At 72.5% G+C, this 14,901-nt stretch carries 12 protein-coding genes; 5 read left to right on the top strand and 7 right to left on the bottom strand.

Annotated features, from left to right (window positions below; translation table 11 throughout):
• Positions 1-157: 157 nt before the first annotated feature.
• Complete coding sequence (locus ABGB10_RS07530; RefSeq protein ID WP_347660114.1) at positions 158-2,737, bottom strand: bifunctional FO biosynthesis protein CofGH; 2,580 nt, start codon at positions 2,735-2,737, stop codon at positions 158-160.
• Positions 2,738-2,947: 210 nt separating this feature from the next.
• Positions 2,948-4,021 (bottom strand): hypothetical protein, encoded by a 1,074-nt coding sequence (locus ABGB10_RS07535; RefSeq protein ID WP_347660115.1) that lies wholly within the window; start codon positions 4,019-4,021, stop codon positions 2,948-2,950.
• A gap of 98 nt (positions 4,022-4,119) precedes the next feature.
• Here ABGB10_RS07535 and cofD point away from each other — a divergent pair, with 98 nt between their 5' ends.
• A complete protein-coding gene (gene cofD / locus ABGB10_RS07540) occupies positions 4,120-5,067 on the top strand; it encodes a 2-phospho-L-lactate transferase (RefSeq protein WP_347660116.1) in 948 nt (315 codons plus the stop codon).
• Positions 5,064-6,149, top strand: coding sequence for a coenzyme F420-0:L-glutamate ligase (locus ABGB10_RS07545; RefSeq protein ID WP_347660117.1), 1,086 nt, complete (start codon positions 5,064-5,066; stop codon positions 6,147-6,149). The genes cofD and ABGB10_RS07545 overlap by 4 nt, the downstream gene beginning before the upstream one ends.
• 101 nt (positions 6,150-6,250) lie before the next feature.
• On the opposite strand, the gene ABGB10_RS07550 is transcribed toward ABGB10_RS07545, so the two are convergent.
• A complete protein-coding gene (locus ABGB10_RS07550) occupies positions 6,251-7,249 on the bottom strand; it encodes a winged helix-turn-helix domain-containing protein (RefSeq protein WP_347660118.1) in 999 nt (332 codons plus the stop codon).
• 353 nt (positions 7,250-7,602) lie between these two features.
• Here ABGB10_RS07550 and ABGB10_RS07555 point away from each other — a divergent pair, with 353 nt between their 5' ends.
• The gene (locus ABGB10_RS07555) at positions 7,603-8,199 is read left to right on the top strand and encodes an NUDIX domain-containing protein (protein WP_347660119.1); all 597 of its coding nucleotides are present in this window, start codon (positions 7,603-7,605) and stop codon (positions 8,197-8,199) included.
• Here ABGB10_RS07555 and ABGB10_RS07560 read toward each other — a convergent pair.
• Together ABGB10_RS07560 and ABGB10_RS07565 are read right to left on the bottom strand one after the other, a co-directional pair.
• Positions 8,168-9,259 carry a sugar phosphate nucleotidyltransferase gene (locus ABGB10_RS07560; protein WP_347660120.1) on the bottom strand — a complete coding sequence of 364 codons (1,092 nt, stop codon included), beginning with the start codon at positions 9,257-9,259 and terminating at the stop codon, positions 8,168-8,170. The two genes, ABGB10_RS07555 and ABGB10_RS07560, sit on opposite strands and share 32 nt — an antisense overlap.
• A gap of 61 nt (positions 9,260-9,320) precedes the next feature.
• Positions 9,321-10,466 (bottom strand): glycosyltransferase family 1 protein, encoded by a 1,146-nt coding sequence (locus ABGB10_RS07565; RefSeq protein ID WP_347660121.1) that lies wholly within the window; start codon positions 10,464-10,466, stop codon positions 9,321-9,323.
• 154 nt (positions 10,467-10,620) lie between these two features.
• On the opposite strand from ABGB10_RS07565, the gene ABGB10_RS07570 reads away from it, so the two are divergent.
• Positions 10,621-11,310 (top strand): TIGR03089 family protein, encoded by a 690-nt coding sequence (locus ABGB10_RS07570; protein WP_347660122.1) that lies wholly within the window; start codon positions 10,621-10,623, stop codon positions 11,308-11,310.
• 179 nt (positions 11,311-11,489) lie between these two features.
• On the opposite strand, the gene ABGB10_RS07575 is transcribed toward ABGB10_RS07570, so the two are convergent.
• Positions 11,490-13,457, bottom strand: coding sequence for an acetoacetate--CoA ligase (locus ABGB10_RS07575; RefSeq protein ID WP_347660123.1), 1,968 nt, complete (start codon positions 13,455-13,457; stop codon positions 11,490-11,492).
• A gap of 197 nt (positions 13,458-13,654) precedes the next feature.
• A complete protein-coding gene (locus ABGB10_RS07580) occupies positions 13,655-14,173 on the bottom strand; it encodes a hotdog domain-containing protein (protein ID WP_347660124.1) in 519 nt (172 codons plus the stop codon).
• A 23-nt stretch (positions 14,174-14,196) separates the two neighbouring features.
• On the opposite strand from ABGB10_RS07580, the gene ABGB10_RS07585 reads away from it, so the two are divergent.
• Positions 14,197-14,868: a hypothetical protein gene (locus tag ABGB10_RS07585; RefSeq protein WP_347660125.1), complete on the top strand. Its 672-nt coding sequence runs from the start codon at positions 14,197-14,199 to the stop codon at positions 14,866-14,868.
• Positions 14,869-14,901 lie beyond the last annotated feature (33 nt).

Below are 14,901 nucleotides of genomic sequence, written 5' to 3' on the forward strand. Positions count from 1 at the left end.
GGCAACCTTTCCGGCGGCGGCGCGAACGCGCCCGCTCAGACGGTCGGGTCCGGTGCCGTCCAGCGACGCCGGGCCCCGAGGGGACACCGGCGGCGGTCCTCGCCGCGACCGCCGCCGGCACCGCGTGGTACGGCCGGAGGCGGGGAAAGGTTCGACGTCAGGATCGGATGTGACCGTACGCAGTCGTACGCTTGCGCGCCGGACGCCCGGCCGCCGTCGCGATGGCCCGCAACTGCTCCTCGGTACGCGCCGAACCGTTGCCGGAGCCCGCCATCCGGGAAATGGTCTCCTCCATCAGCGTGCCGCCCAGGTCGTTGCAGCCACCCTGGAGCATCGCCACCGTGCCCTCGTCGCCCAACTTCACCCAGGAACACTGGATGTTGTCGATCCGGCCGTGCAACAGCAACCGGGACATCGCGTGCACCACCCGGTTCTCCCGCCAGGTGGGGCCGGGTCGGGCGATCCCGGCCAGGTAGATCGGGGCGTTGGTGTGCACGAACGGCAGCGCCACGAACTCGGTGAACCCGCCGGTACGGTCCTGCACCCCGGCCAGCACCCGGAAGTGCGCCAGCCACTGCCCTGGGTGGTCGACGTGGCCGTACATCATCGTGGAACTGGACCGGATGCCCAGCTCGTGTGCCGTGCTGACCACGTCGACCCAGGCGGCGGCCGGGAGTTTGCCCTTGGTCAGCACCCACCGCACGTCGTCGTCGAGGATCTCCGCGGCGGTGCCCGGGATGGTGTCCAGCCCGGCCTCACGCAGCTGGGTCAGCCACTCGCGGACCGGCACGCCGGCCTTCGCGGCAGCGGTCACGATCTCCATTGGTGAGAACGCGTGCACATGCATCTCGGGCACCCGGGCCTTGATCGCGCGCACGATGTCGGCGTACCCGGTGACCGGCATCTTCGGGTCGATGCCGCCCTGGAGGCACACCTCGCTGGCACCGGCCGCCCATGCCTCCTCGGCCCGGTCGGCGACCTGGTCGACGGAGAGCCGGTACGCGTCGGCGTCCCGTTCACGTTGCGCGAAGGCACAGAACCGGCAGCCCACGTAGCAGACATTGCTGAAGTTGATGTTGCGGTTGACCACGTAGGTGACGTCGTCGCCGACCGCGTCCCGGCGGACGTCGTCGGCGAGCCGGCACACCTCGTCGAGCGCCGGCCCGTCCGCGCCGAACAGCGCCAGCGCGGCGTCGGCGTGCCGGGGGTCGAGCAGCGCCGCCGGGTCGTCGGCGGCGAGCTTGAGCCCCGCCGCCAGGTCACGGTCCGCGCCACTCCCGGCCACCGTCGGGGGTACGCCCGCACGCCGCGCGGTCGCCTCCGGGGTGACCTTGCCGGCCACCTCGGCCCAGTCCCCGTAGACGCTGTCGAAGTCACCCCGCCGGTCGTCGGTCCGACCGGTGGTGTCGATGGTGGCGTGCAGGTCGACCCGCCCGCCGAACACCTCCTCCGGCTCCTGCCACGGTTGTCCCTGCGGCATCGCCGACTCGACCGCCATGCCCGTCGCCGGATCGGCGAGGGCACTGACGTGCGGCAGCAGCCGAGGATCGAGCCACGGGTCGCCGGCGCGCACGTACTCCGGGTAGATGGTCAACCGCTCCCGCAGCGTGAACCCGGCCAGCTCGGAGTGCCGGGCCAGCTCCTCGATCTGCGGCCACGGGCGTTCCGGGTTGACGTGGTCCGGGGTGAGCGGCGAGACGCCACCCCAGTCGTCGATGCCGGCCCGCAGCAACAGGTCGTACTCGCCGGCGATGAGGTTCGGCGGGGCCTGGATCCGGGCCTTCGGGCCGAGCAGCAGCCGGGCCACCGCCACCGTGGCGGCCAGGTCGTGCAGCTCCGCGTCGGGCATGCCGCGCATCGCCGTGTCCGGCTTGGCGCGGAAGTTCTGCACGATCACCTCCTGGAGGTGCCCGTACTCCCGATCGGCGCGGCGAATCGCGAAGAGCGCGTCCACCCGCTCCGCCGGGGTCTCCCCGATGCCGATCAGGATGCCCGTGGTGAACGGCACCCCGACCCGGCCCGCGTCCTCCAGCACCCGCAGCCGGACCGCCGGCTCCTTGTCCGGTGAGCCGAAGTGCGGACCTCCCGGCTCGGACCAGAGCCGCGTCGCCGTCGTCTCCAACATCATGCCCATACTCGGCGCGACCGGCTTGAGCCGCTGCAACTCCGACCAGGACAGCACCCCCGGGTTGAGGTGCGGCAGCAACCCGGTCTCCTCCAGCACCGCGACCGCGCAGGCGCGCAGGTAGTCCAGGGTGGAGTCGTAGCCGCGCTCGTCCAACCAGCTCCGGGCCGCCGGCCAACGCTCCTCCGGCCGGTCACCCAGGGTGAACAGGGCTTCCTTGCAACCCTGCGCGGCACCCTCCCGGGCGATGGCCAGCACCTCGTCCCGGTCCAGGAACGGCGCGGGCAACCGGTGCGGCACGGTCGCGAACGTGCAGTAGTGGCAGCGATCCCGGCAGAGCCGGGTCAGCGGGATGAAGACCTTCTTGGAGTACGTGACGACGCCCGGCCGCCCGGCCTCCCGCAGCCCCGCGTCGCGAATCCCCCCGGCTACCCGGAGCAACTCGTCGAGCGCGTCACCACGGGCGGACAGCAGGGCGGTCGCCTCGTCGACATCCAGCGCCCGCCCGGTCGCGGCCCGGCCCAGGGCCCGCCGCACGCTCGCATCGCTCGGGCCGGGGTGGTCGCTCAGGCCGGGGTGGTCGCTCGGGCCGGAGGGGGTGCGATCAACCATCCACTCACCCTATGCGCAGTGCGACGCCACCCAACCAGTCCCAGCCCGCAGCGTGGGAAACGGCACTGAACGATCGCGGCAACGGCTCCCGGCTGGGCGACAGGTCGCCGCGCGCCGCGACCCACGCCGTTCACACCCCCCACAGCTGGCAATCTTGGACACTTTCCGTCAGCCCGGAACGGAAAGTGTCCAAGATCTACCGTTGCGGACTCAGCGGGGCTGGTCCGGGTGGTCGTTGGGCTTGATGTGTTGGGTCCGGTCGGTGTCCGGGTCGGCGGGGTGGGAGATGACCTCGGTCGGGTCGGCGGACTGACGCGGAATGGCCTGCGTGGGGTCGGCCGACGGCGGCTGCCCGAACGGCGGCGCAGCCGGGGACGGCGGCGACGACTGGGGGGCGGGGTTCGCCGGGGGCGCGGACTGCGGGAAGGGCGGCGCGGACTGCGGGTGCGGCGGCCCGGACTGCGGGAAGGGCGGCGCGGACTGCGGGTGCGGCGGCGCGGACTGCGGGTGCGGCGGCCCGGACTGCGGGAAGGGCGGCGCGGACTGCGGGAAGGGCGGCGCGGACTGCGGGTGCGGCGGCGCGGACTGCGGTGCCTGGAACGGCGGCGACGGCTGACCGTACTGGCCGGCCTGCGGGTAACCACCCGGCTGACCCGCCTGCGGGTAACCACCCGGCTGGCCGGGAGCGGGCCATCCGCCCTGCGGCTGACCACCGGGCTGCCCCGGTGCCGGCCAACCACCCTGCTGCTGCGGCCAACCGGGCTGCGGCTGGCCGTAGACGCCGGGCTGGGGCTTGGGCCGCGGCACGTAGTAGTGGGCACGCCAGACGGTGTAGACCACCCAGGCGGCGACCGCGAAGACCACCATCCAGGCGAACCGGGTGAGCACGCCGAGGAGCGCGTCGAGGATCTCGGCCTGAGCCAGGCGGCCGACCGTCCAGATCAGCATGGTCAACGTGCCGAACAGGGCGCTGACCGCGTACTCGACGAGGGCCACCTGCGTGATCAGCTTCGCCTTCGGCAGCACCGGCGAGATGTGCGTGGCCAGCAGCACGGCCAGCAGCGGGAGAGCCACCGCCTCCACCCCGATGAACGAGTAGAAGGCGCTGCCCGCCCGGTCGGTGAAGGAGCTGTAGTCGTTCGGGGCGATCAGCCGGAGCAGGCCCACGAAGAGGAACACGGCGTTGGCGCCGAGCAGGGCGAGCGCAGCGAGCTCGCGTAGTGGCTTGGTCAGCTGACGGGCCTGCGATGCGTCGGTCGACGCGGGCTCGGCGGGGCTGGTCACGAGCTCCCCCTCGGGGCATGAACGGACAGGGCGCACGTGAGCCTAGTCTCCTGGGTCACCAGCGGACCGGAGGCGTCGCGTGCGCGAGGATGGTCGACATGCGCATCGTGGTTCTGGCCGGCGGCATTGGTGGTGCCCGGTTCCTGCTCGGCGTCCGGGCGTACGCCCGGGACGTCGGCGCGGAGGTGACCGCCGTGGTCAACGTCGGCGACGACCTGTGGCTGCACGGGTTGAAGATCTGCCCTGACCTGGACAGCGTCATGTACACGCTCGGTGGCGGTGCCGACCCCGAGCGGGGCTGGGGTCGGGTCGGCGAGAGCTGGACGGTCAAGGACGAGCTGGCCGCGTACGGGGCGCAGCCGACCTGGTTCGGTCTCGGCGACAAGGACATCGCCACGCACCTGGTGCGTTCCACCATGCTCAACGGCGGTTACCCGTTGAGCGCCGTCACCGAGGCGCTGTCCACCCGCTGGGAGCCGGGGGTACGCCTGTTGCCGGCCACCGACGACCGACTGGAGACCCATGCCGTCGTCGAGGACGAGCAGGGGCAACGGGCGATCCACTTCCAGGAGTGGTGGGTGCGGCACCGGGCCGACATCCCCACCCAGCGTTTCGTGTTCGTCGGTGCGGAGACGGCCAAGCCGGCACCCGGGGTGCTGGAGGCGATCGGCTCGGCCGACCTGGTGCTCGTCGCGCCGAGCAACCCCGTGGTGAGTGTGGCACCGGTGCTGGCCGTACCGGGGCTCCGTGAGGCGGTCGTGGACGGCCCGGCACCGGTGGTGGGTGTCTCGCCGATCATCGGCGGCGCTCCGGTGCGCGGAATGGCGGACCGTTGCCTCGACGTGCTCGGCGTCGAGTGCAGCGCCGCCGGGGTGGGCCGCCTGTACGGAGGCCGGACGGCCGGTGGCCTGCTGGACGGGTGGCTGGTGGCCGAGGAGGACGCCGGCACGGTGGTGCCCGAGATGACGGTCCGCGCGGTGCCGCTGCGGATGACCGACGAGGCGGCGACGGCGGCGATGGTCCGCGCCGCGGTGGAGTTGACGTGAGGCTGGAGATCCTGCCGGTGCTCGGCATCGGCCACGTGGCCGAGGGTGACGACCTGCCCGCGGTGATCGCGACGGCGGCGCCGTGGCTGCGCAACGGTGACGTACTGGTGGTGACCAGCAAGATCGTCTCCAAGGCGGAGGGGCGGCTGGTCGACGTCCCGGCGGACGGGCCGGAGCGGCTGGCGGCCCGGGACGATGTCCTGGCCGGTGAGACCGCCCGGGTGGTCGCCAGTCGAGGGCCGACCCGGATCGTGCAGACCCATCACGGCTTCGTCATGGCCTCGGCGGGCATCGACGCGTCGAACGTGGACAAGACCCAACTGGTGCTGCTGCCGGTCGATCCGGACGCCTCGGCACGGGCGCTGCGCGAGGCGCTGCGGGAGCGCTACGACCTGGATGTCGCGGTGATCATCAGCGACACGATGGGGCGACCGTGGCGCAACGGGCTCACCGACGTGGCGCTCGGTGTGGCCGGGATGCCGGCCATCCGTGACCACCGGGGCGAGGTGGACCCGTACGGCAACGAGCTGCAGCTGACCCAGATGGCCGTGGTGGACGAGCTGGCGGGCGCCGGCGAGCTGATCAAGGGAAAGTGCGACCAGGTCCCGGTCGCTGTGGTGCGGGGCTACCTCTCCACCACCGACCCGGAGGACACCGCCGGTGCGCGGGCTCTGGTCCGCGACGCCGCGCAGGACCTCTTCTCGCTCGGCACCGCCGAGGCCCGGGCCGCCGGGCTCGCCGACGCCGCCACCCTGACCGACGCGCTCGGCTCGACGCCGGCGGACCTGAGCGCGGTGCGACGGGCGATCGACAAGATCGCCGAGGTCGTCGCCCCCGGCACGGTCTTCACCCTGGTCGACGAGGCTGAGGTACGCGCCGGACTGGTCGCCGAGATGCCGGGATGGCCGGAGGGCGCAGCCCTGGTGCTGGCCTCGGCCCCGACGCCCGTCGAGCCGATCGGTCTGGTCCGCTTCGGTGCCGACCTGCACCGACTGCGCGTCGCCCTGGCCTCCGAGGGTGTCGATTCGACCCTGTTGCCGCCACCGCCGGGCAGCCCGGCGAGCGCCGCGCTCGCACTGTGAGAGCCGGCCGGGTCAGCCCGGCGGTCGCCCCGCTCGCCCGGTGAGACAGCACCGGGGCCAGCCCGGCGAGCGCCCCGCTCGCCCGGTGAGAGCCGGCCGGGTCAGGCGTCCAGCATGGCCCGGCCGAGCGGTGTCAACGTGTGCAGCACGCTGTTGCGCTCCCGGTGGCTGACCAGCAGGCCGGCGTTGCGCAGCACCGTGGCGTGCTGGCTCGCCGCCGCCGGCGAGATGTTGAGCTGGCGGGCCACCTCGCCGGTGGTGCACCCCTCGTCGCTGGCCTGCAACACCGCCGCCCGGGTGCGGCCGAGCAGCGCGGCGAGTGTGTCGCGGGCCGCACCGGAGGGAGCCGCCCCGATGCGGTCGGCCGGCGCCAGCCCGCCCAGCCGGTCCACCGGGTAGACCAGCACCGGTGGCAACGCCGGGTCGAGCAGCGCGACAGGCGTGCTCGCGCAGAAGAACGACGGCACCAGCAGCAGCCCTCGACCGTCCAGGTGCATCTCCCGGCTGTGCGGGTAGTGACGAACCTCGAGCACCCCACCCTCCCAGCGCATGGCTGGCCGGAGGCTGGTGAGCAGGCCCTCGACACCGCCGTCGAGCAGGGCTCGGGCTCGGCGAGCCCGGTCCGCCGCCACGGCGGCCTGAATCCGGCTCCAGTACGGGCTGATCGCCAACGACCGGTACTGCTCCATCGACTCGGCGAGGTGGTGCAGCACCGCCACCTCGCCTCGGGCCAGCGCGGCGGCCGAGGAGGGCAGCTGGTTCTCGGTGGCGAGCACGCTCAGGTCCCGGTGCAGCAGCTCGGTGGGGGTCCGGCGGAGCGCGTCCAGCCCGGCCTCGAAACCGTCGACGCTGGCGTACGGGGTGAGGAAGTCGGGGAAGTAGCCACGCGGTGGGTTGAGCGCGAACAGCAACCGGAGTTGCTCGGAGCCGACGTCCTGACGCAGCCCTCGGGACACGGTGCGCCGCCAGTGCGCCGTCAGGGGATCACGGTTGCGGCCCTGGAGCACGTGCAGGCTGAGGACCAGTTCCCAGATGGGGTCCGCAGCCGGTGCCACCCTGGTCCGGAGGATGTCGTCCCCAGAAAAGTGGATCTTCAGCATGGTGCGCTCCCGTGTCGCCGGCAGGGGGATGCCTGGTGACCGTTCGACTCTACCTGGCCGGCACTAATCTCCATCTTTAAGCCTGGGCTGAAAAACCTCGACGTCCTCCGGGCCGGTTGGGCATGCTTCCAGTGCTCGAACACGGTGCCGGCGCGTCCTCGACGCTCCCGGCGCCAGAGCACCGGGACCGGGGAGGCCCCGGTGACCGGGCGGCACCACGAGGGTCTGCGGCCCCTTGCTCCGCAGAGGTGCCGCCCGGTCACCCAACGCTCGCACTCGCCCGGCCACCCGAATTCGACGAGTCGCAGGGCCACCGAGCCAGGTTACGGAGCACACGCTCGTACAGTGTCGGGGTGCCTGACACCGCGATCACCGACCCCACGACGTACACGGCGCTGCACGCCGACGCCACCGCGCTGCTCGACGGCTGGCAGCCCACCAGCCCGGCCGCGGCCCTCGCCCGGGACCGGACCCTCCGCCTGCTCGACGCCGGCCCGGTCGCGATGAGCCGACAGCACCGGCCGGGGCACATCACCGCCAGCGCGTTGGTGCTGGACTCCACCGGCTCCCGGGTGCTGCTCTGCCTGCACGCCAAGTTCGGGCGGTGGGTGCAGCTCGGCGGGCACTGCGAGCCGGTCGACCAGACCCTGGTGGCCGCCGCGCTCCGCGAGGCCACCGAGGAGTCCGGGATCGCCGGTCTGCGCATCGACCCGGTGCCGATCGACGTGGACGTGCACCCGGTGCAGTGCCAGGGTGGTTCCCTGCACCACGACGTCCGGTTCGCCGTGGTCGCCCCGCCGGCGGCGGTGGAGCAGGTCAGCGACGAGGCCGAGGAGTTGGGCTGGTTCGCGCCGGACCACCTGCCCGAGCCGCTGGCCGGCGGGACCGTGCAACTGGTCGCGCCGGCCCTCGCAGCCCTCAGACGTAGCCCTCTTCGCCTCGCTCCTTGAGCTCGTCGACCAGGGCCTTGACGTCCTGCGCCCGATCGCGCGGGCAGACCAGCACCGCGTCCGGGGTGTCCACCACGATCAGGTCGCGCAACCCGAGGACGGCCACCAGCCGCCCCGACTGCGGAACCACCACCAGGTTGGCGCTGTCCCGCAGCAGCACACCCGGCTTCGCGTCGGTGCCGAGCACCACGTTGCCCGCGTCGTCGGTCGGGAGCACGTCGCCCAGGGTGTGGAAGTCACCGACGTCGTTCCAGCCGAAGTCGCCCGGCACGGTCGCGACCCGACCCGCGGTTGCCGCGCCCTCCATCACCGCGTAGTCCACCGAGATCTTCGGCAGGGTCGGCCAGATCGCGCCGAGGACCTCGTCCTGCTCAGGGGTGCCCCAGGCGGCGGCGATCGCGACGACGCCCGCGTGCAACGCCGGCTGCTGACGGGCCAGCTCGGCGAGGAAGACGTCCACCCGCCACACGAACATGCTCGCGTTCCACAGGTGCCGGCCCGAACGGACGTACGCCTCGGCGACCTCGGCGCCCGGCTTCTCCTTGAACTCGGCCACCTGCCGCCACGGCGAACCCTCGGTCTCCTCGCCGGTCTCCAGGTAGCCGTAGCCGGTCTCCGGCCGGGTCGGGGTGATCCCGACGGTCATCAGCATGCCCTGTTCGGCCCCGCGGACCGCCTCCTGGACGGTGCGGACCCAGCTGTCCGGGTCGCGGATCAGGTGGTCGGCCGCGAAGCTGCCCATCACCGCGTTCGGGTCGCGCACCGCGATCACCGCCGCCGCCAACGCGATCGCCGCGCAGGAATCCCGAGGGGAGGGCTCGACCAGGATGTTCTCCTCGGGCAGCCCGGTCAGCTGCCGAGCCACCGCCGCGACGTGCGCGGCACCGGTGACCACAAGGGTCCGATCCGGTGTGGTCAGCGGCGCGAGCCGTTCCACGGTCGCCTGCAGCAGCGAGGCGCTGGTGCCGGTCAGCGGATGGAGGAACTTGGGGTGGCCGGCGCGGGACAACGGCCACAACCGTGTGCCGCTGCCACCTGCCGGGATGACCGCATAAAGCATCCGCACATCATGCCCGACGAGCCTGCCGGGAGTGGCACGGGTCACCACCCGGGCCGGCGGGTCAGGAACGGGCCCGGCTCCAGGCGGCGATGTGCACCTCGGCGCTGGACTCCCAGGTGAACTCCTTCGCCCGGTCGAAGCCCGCCTTCGCCAGTGACAACCGTCGTTGCTCGTCGTCCAGAAGGGCGGCCAGGTCGGTGCCGATCTGCTCCGGGTCCTCCGAGGTGTACGCGACCGCGTCGCCACCCACCTCGGGCAGGGACAGCCGGGGAGTGGTCAGCACCGGGGCGGCGCACGCCATCGCCTCCAGGATCGGCAGACCGAACCCCTCGCCGTAGGACGGGTAGGCGGCGACCAGCGCGCCACCGAGGAAGCCCGGCAGGTCTGCGTAGCGCAGGTAGCCGGGGCGCAGCAGGCGCAGGTGCGACGGGACCTCGGCCACGGCCCGGTCGATGTCGTCGTCGTGCCCCTGCCCACCGGCGATCACCAGCGCCGGCGGGTCGGACCGGTCGGCCACCGCCCGCGCCCAACCACGGATCAGGTTGGGTACGTTCTTGCGCGGCTCCTTGGCGCCGAGGAACGCGACGTAGCTGCTGTTGCCGAGCCCCAGCCGGGCCCGGACGCGGGCCTTCTCCTCCTCGGTGGGAGCGTGGAAGGCAGCCTGGTCGACACCGTGGTAGGCCACGTCGATCCGGGTCGGGTCGGCGTCGAGCAACCGGATCAGCTCGTCCCGGGTGGCCTTGCTGGGCACGATCACCCGGTCGGCGCGGCGCAGCGAGGTCTTGATGGCGCTGCGGAAGAACGTGCGGCGGGACTTGTCGTAGTGCTCCGGCTCGGTGAAGAACGTCGCGTCGTGCACGGTCACCGTGACCGGGCAGCCGGCCCGCAGCGGGCAGGTGTAGAACGGCGAGTGCAGCACCTGCGCACCGACCTGCTGGGCGAGCAACGGCAGGCCGGTCTGCTCCCAGGCGAGCCGGGCCGGACGGTGGGCCACGGCGGCCGGGGCGGGGATGATCTCCGCGCCAGGCAGCATCCGGGTGTAACGCTCCAGGTCGGTGCGGAGGCTGACCACCGCCAGCTCCACCCCCGACCCGCACACCTTGCCGAGGGCACCGAGCAGACCATCGACGTAGCGACCGACACCACCACGGTCGGCGGGGACACTCGTGGCGTCGATGAGCACGCGGGGCGGGCGACCGGCGGTCACGGGGCGACTCCTTGCACTGGCGGGTCTGTGGGGAAAAACACTCCGGGGGCCAAGCCTACGCCGGAGCGCGGGGGCGGCGCTGACTGCGACCCGACGGTACGCCGACTTGTCATCGCCATCGAGTACGGCCGGCAGGGGCGTATCGTTCGCGCCGATGGCCGACAATATTGCCCGGGTCTTCGCCGACGCGATCGCGACCGACCCGACCAGACCGTTGCTCACCTGGTACGACGATGCCAGCGGTGACCGCACCGAACTTTCCGGCGCCACCCTGGCGAACTGGGTGGCGAAGACCGCCAATCTTCTCGTCGACGAGGTCGGCCTCGCCCCGGGCACCCCGGCCGGCGTGCTGCTGCCGCCGCACTGGCAGGCCGCGACGGTGCTGCTGGGTTGCTGGTCGGCCAAGTTGAACGTCGTCGACACGCCGGGAGACGTGGACGTGCTCTTCGCCGCCGTCGACCAGCTCGACGAGGCGCAGTCCTGGTCCGCCGACGAGCGGTACGCCCTCGGGTTGGCCCCGCTCGCCGCTCCACTACGGCAGGTGCCGCCCGGCTTCGCCGACTACGTGGTGGAGGTACGCCGACACGGCGACCACTTCACGCCGCAGCCCGGTCCGGGCCCCGCCGACGAGCGCCTGCTGACCCGGGCCGAGGCCCGCGCCGACGAGCTGGGCATCGAGCGTGGGGCGCGCGTCCTGATCGACGCCACCCGCTATCCCGACCCGGTCGACTGGCTCCTGGCCCCACTGACCCGGGCCGCCACCGTCGTCCTGTGCGCCAACCTGGCCCCGGCCAACCTTCCCACCCGCATAACCACGGAGAAAGTCACCCACCCCCTCCCGTAACCCATCCCCCACCCCACCCCACCCCACCCCACCCCAGCGCGTCGATCATGAAGTTGTGGTGGGGAATTCCGGCAGCTATGCCCGTTTTGGGGAGCACCACAACTCCATGATCGACCGGGGTGGAGGGTGGCGGGGGGCGGGGCGGGGCGGGGCGGGGCGGGTGGCGGAGCGGGGGGTCGTCAGGCGGTGGCGCGGCGTTGGGCCAGGGCGGCGAACGCGGTCAGCGACTCCGGGTTGGCCAGCGCGCCCTTGGCTGCGGCCTGGTCGACCGGGGTGCCGGTGAGGATCTTCTTGACCGGCACCTCCAGCTTCTTCGCCGACAGGGTGCGGGGCACCGAACGCACCTGGTGGATCTCGTCGGGCACGTGCCGGGGCGAGAGGGCGGTGCGCAGTTCACGACAGATCGTCGCGCGCATCGGATCGTCCAACTCCAGACCGTGGGCCAGCACCACGAAGAGCAGCAGCTCGCCAGCGCCACCCTCGTCGTCCTCCAGGTGCACGACGACCGAGTCGAGCACCTCGTCCAGCCCTTCGACCACCGAGTAGAACTCGGCGGTGCCCAGCCGCACCCCGCCCCGGTTCAGCGTGGCGTCGGAGCGCCCCGTGATCACGCAGCCGCCCCGCTCGTTGATGGTGATCCAGTCGCCGTGCCGCCAGACGCCCGGATAGACGTCGAAGTACGCCTCGGAGTAGCGGATGCCCTCCGGGTCGTTCCAGAAGCCCACCGGCATGCTCGGCATCGGCTCGGTGATCACCAACTCGCCCAGTTCACCGATGGCCGGGGTGCCGTCGGCGGAACGAGCCTCCACCTTGGCGCCCAGGGCACGACAGGCGATCTCACCGGCGTACACCGGCAGCAGCGGCACCCCACCGACGAAACCGGTGCACACGTCGGTGCCACCGGAGAGCGACTGGAGCTGCAGGTGGTCGCCGACCGTCTCGTACACCCAGTGGAAGCCCTCGGCGGGCAACGGCGCACCTGTGGAACCCACCCCGCGCAGCGCGGACAGGTCGGCGATCTCCCGGGGGACCAGCCCGGCCTTGCGGCAGGCCAACAGGAAGGGGGCCGAGGTGCCGAAGTACGTGGTGCCGGTCTCCGCCGCCAGCCGCCACAGCCCACCGAGGTCCGGGTGGCCGGGATTGCCGTCGAAGAGCACGATGGTCGCGCCCACCGCCGGGCCGGAGACCAGGAAGTTCCACATCATCCAGCCGGTGGTGGTGAACCAGAAGAACCGGTCCGCCGGGCCCAGGTCGTGGTGCAGGGCGAGCATCTTCAGGTGTTCCAGCAGGATGCCACCGTGGCCGTGCACGATCGGCTTGGGCAGCCCGGTGGTGCCCGAGGAGTAGAGCACGTACAGCGGGTGGTCGAACGGCACCGGCGTGAACGTCAACGGCTCGTCGGTCGGCGCGGCCAGCTCGGCCCAGCCGAGCGCGTCCTGCGGCGCGGCCTGCGGGTCGAGGTAGCCGATGCTGACGGTGTGCCGCAGCGACGGCAGGGCGGCCCGGATGGCGGCGACCTCGGCGCGGCGGTCCACCGGCTTGTCGCCGTACCGGTAGCCGTCCACGGCGACCAGCACCGTCGGCTCGATCTGCTGCCACCGGTCGGTGACACTGCGGGTGCCGAACTCGGGCGCGCAGGACGAGAAGATGGCACCCAGGCTGGCGGTGGCCAGCAACAGGACGTACGTCTCCGGGATGTTCGGGGCGTACGCCGCCACCCGGTCACCGGCGGTGACGCCGAGCCGGCGCAGCCCGGCCGACACCCGGCGCACCTGCTCGCGCAGCTCCCCGGCGGTCAGCGTGATCGGCGGTCGGGTCTGCCCGTGCGCGATCACCACCGGGTCGTCGTCGACACGCCCCGGCATCCGCAGCACGTTCTCCGCGTAGTTGAGCGTGGCCCCGGGGAACCAGCGGGCCCCGGGCATCCCCCGGTCGGCCAGGGTGGCGGTCGGCGGGGTGTGCGCGATCACCTCGAAGTGGTCCCAGACGGAGCGCCAGAACCCGTCCAGATCGGTGGTGGACCAGCGCCACAGCGCGTCGTAGTCGGCGAAGTCCAGCCCCCGGTGCTCGCGCAGCCAGCGCAGGTAGCCGCCGATCCGGGACCGCTCGCGTACGTCCGCCGGCGGCGCCCACAGCATGTCACCCACTCGTCCACCCTCCCCTGGCCCGGCACGACGTTGTGAATGGGCCGTGGCGCCATCTTGCCCTACCTCGAAGCGCCATTCTGCGCACCGGGTACGCCATCCGACGCGTGCTCGTCCCACACTCCACCCCGCCGACCCATGTGGGCGAAGGAAGGGCCCCTTACTAACGCCTGGCGTTAGTAAGGGGCCCTTCCTTCCACTCAGCCGGCGCGGTGGGCCTGGATGGCGCGGCGGCGGGCGAGGCGGTGCGCCCGGCGGATCTCCGCCTCCTTGTACCGGCGCTCGTCCTCCGCCGTCTCCGGCAGCACCGGGCGGACCGTCCTCGGCGCGCCGCCGACGTCCACGCCGACGAAGACCAGGTACGCGGTGGCCACCCGGACCGCCGCGTCCTCGGCCGAGTCCCACCGTTCGGCGACCACCCGCACGCCCACCTCCATCGAGGTCTGGCCGGTCCAGTTCACCTGCGCGTGCGCGTGCACCAGGTCACCGACCCGGACCGCCTCGGAGAAGACGATCTCGTCGATCGCCGCGGTCACCGCCGTTCCGCCGCTGTGCCGGGCCGCGGCGGCACCCGCCACGTCATCGACGAACTTCATCAGGACCCCGCCGTGCACGGTGCCGTAGAGGTTCACGTCCACGGCAGTCATGATCTTGCTCAGCGTGACGCGCGAGTACGACGTCGGCTTGCCGATCGGAGCGGCGGAGAGGTGCTCAGTCATGTCGAAAACGGTACGGTGCGCGGATGCGACATCTCTGGAGCTTCCTCGCCGGGCTGGTGGTGGCGCCCATCACCTGGGTGCTGGTCACACTGGGGCAGGACGGGTCGAGCCGGACGGTCGACCGCTGGGTGGAGATCGGCACGTTCAATACCGCCAACCTGATCGAGCCGGCCGTGTACCTCGGTGTCGGCGGTGTCCTGCTGGGCCTGCTCGGCACGCTGCGCTTCTCGCCGCTGGGCCCGCTGGTGGCCGGGTTGCTGCTGGTCATCCCGTACATCGGGATGTTCGTGGCGCCCTTCGCGGTGCGGGACGCGATCCCGAACGGGTGGAAGGTGTTCGGCGATCCACTGCCGCTGCGGCTGCCGGTGGAGAACGGCACGCTCTTCCTGGTCGGCCTGCTGCTGCTGATGGCGACCTTCAGCATGCAGCGGTGGCGGCAGTGGCCCAGCCCGGCGACCGAGCCGGCCGCGACGCCGGCCCCCGTGCCGGACGGAGGCCCCCACAAGGACGACTTCACACTGACCGACTGGCCGCCGGCCACACCGGCGGAGCGGGACACCGCGCCCCTCACGCTGGGTTACCCGGCTGATCCGACGCCGACCGAGCCGCTGCCACGCCGGGTCGGTGGGGAGTCGCCGTGGTCCGCTCCGCCGCGCGGTCAACCGCGCCCCGAGGACACCACCGAGATCCGCTGAATCGTCGGGCGGGCCGGGTGACCGGCCCGCCCG

This window comes from Micromonospora sp. B9E7, assembly GCF_039871815.1.
In the GTDB taxonomy this organism is placed as follows: domain Bacteria; phylum Actinomycetota; class Actinomycetes; order Mycobacteriales; family Micromonosporaceae; genus Micromonospora.

Excerpts from the sequence above, each read along its gene's own strand:
- ABGB10_RS07570 (WP_347660122.1), top strand. The coding sequence starts at position 10,621 with ATGGCCGACAATATTGCCCGGGTCTTCGCCGACGCGATCGCGACCGAC.
- ABGB10_RS07585 (WP_347660125.1), top strand. The coding sequence starts at position 14,197 with ATGCGACATCTCTGGAGCTTCCTCGCCGGGCTGGTGGTGGCGCCCATC.
- ABGB10_RS07580 (WP_347660124.1), bottom strand. The coding sequence starts at position 14,173 with ATGACTGAGCACCTCTCCGCCGCTCCGATCGGCAAGCCGACGTCGTAC.
- ABGB10_RS07530 (WP_347660114.1), bottom strand. The coding sequence starts at position 2,737 with ATGGTTGATCGCACCCCCTCCGGCCCGAGCGACCACCCCGGCCTGAGC.
- cofD (WP_347660116.1), top strand. The coding sequence starts at position 4,120 with ATGCGCATCGTGGTTCTGGCCGGCGGCATTGGTGGTGCCCGGTTCCTG.
- ABGB10_RS07560 (WP_347660120.1), bottom strand. The coding sequence starts at position 9,259 with ATGCTTTATGCGGTCATCCCGGCAGGTGGCAGCGGCACACGGTTGTGG.
- ABGB10_RS07550 (WP_347660118.1), bottom strand. The coding sequence starts at position 7,249 with ATGCTGAAGATCCACTTTTCTGGGGACGACATCCTCCGGACCAGGGTG.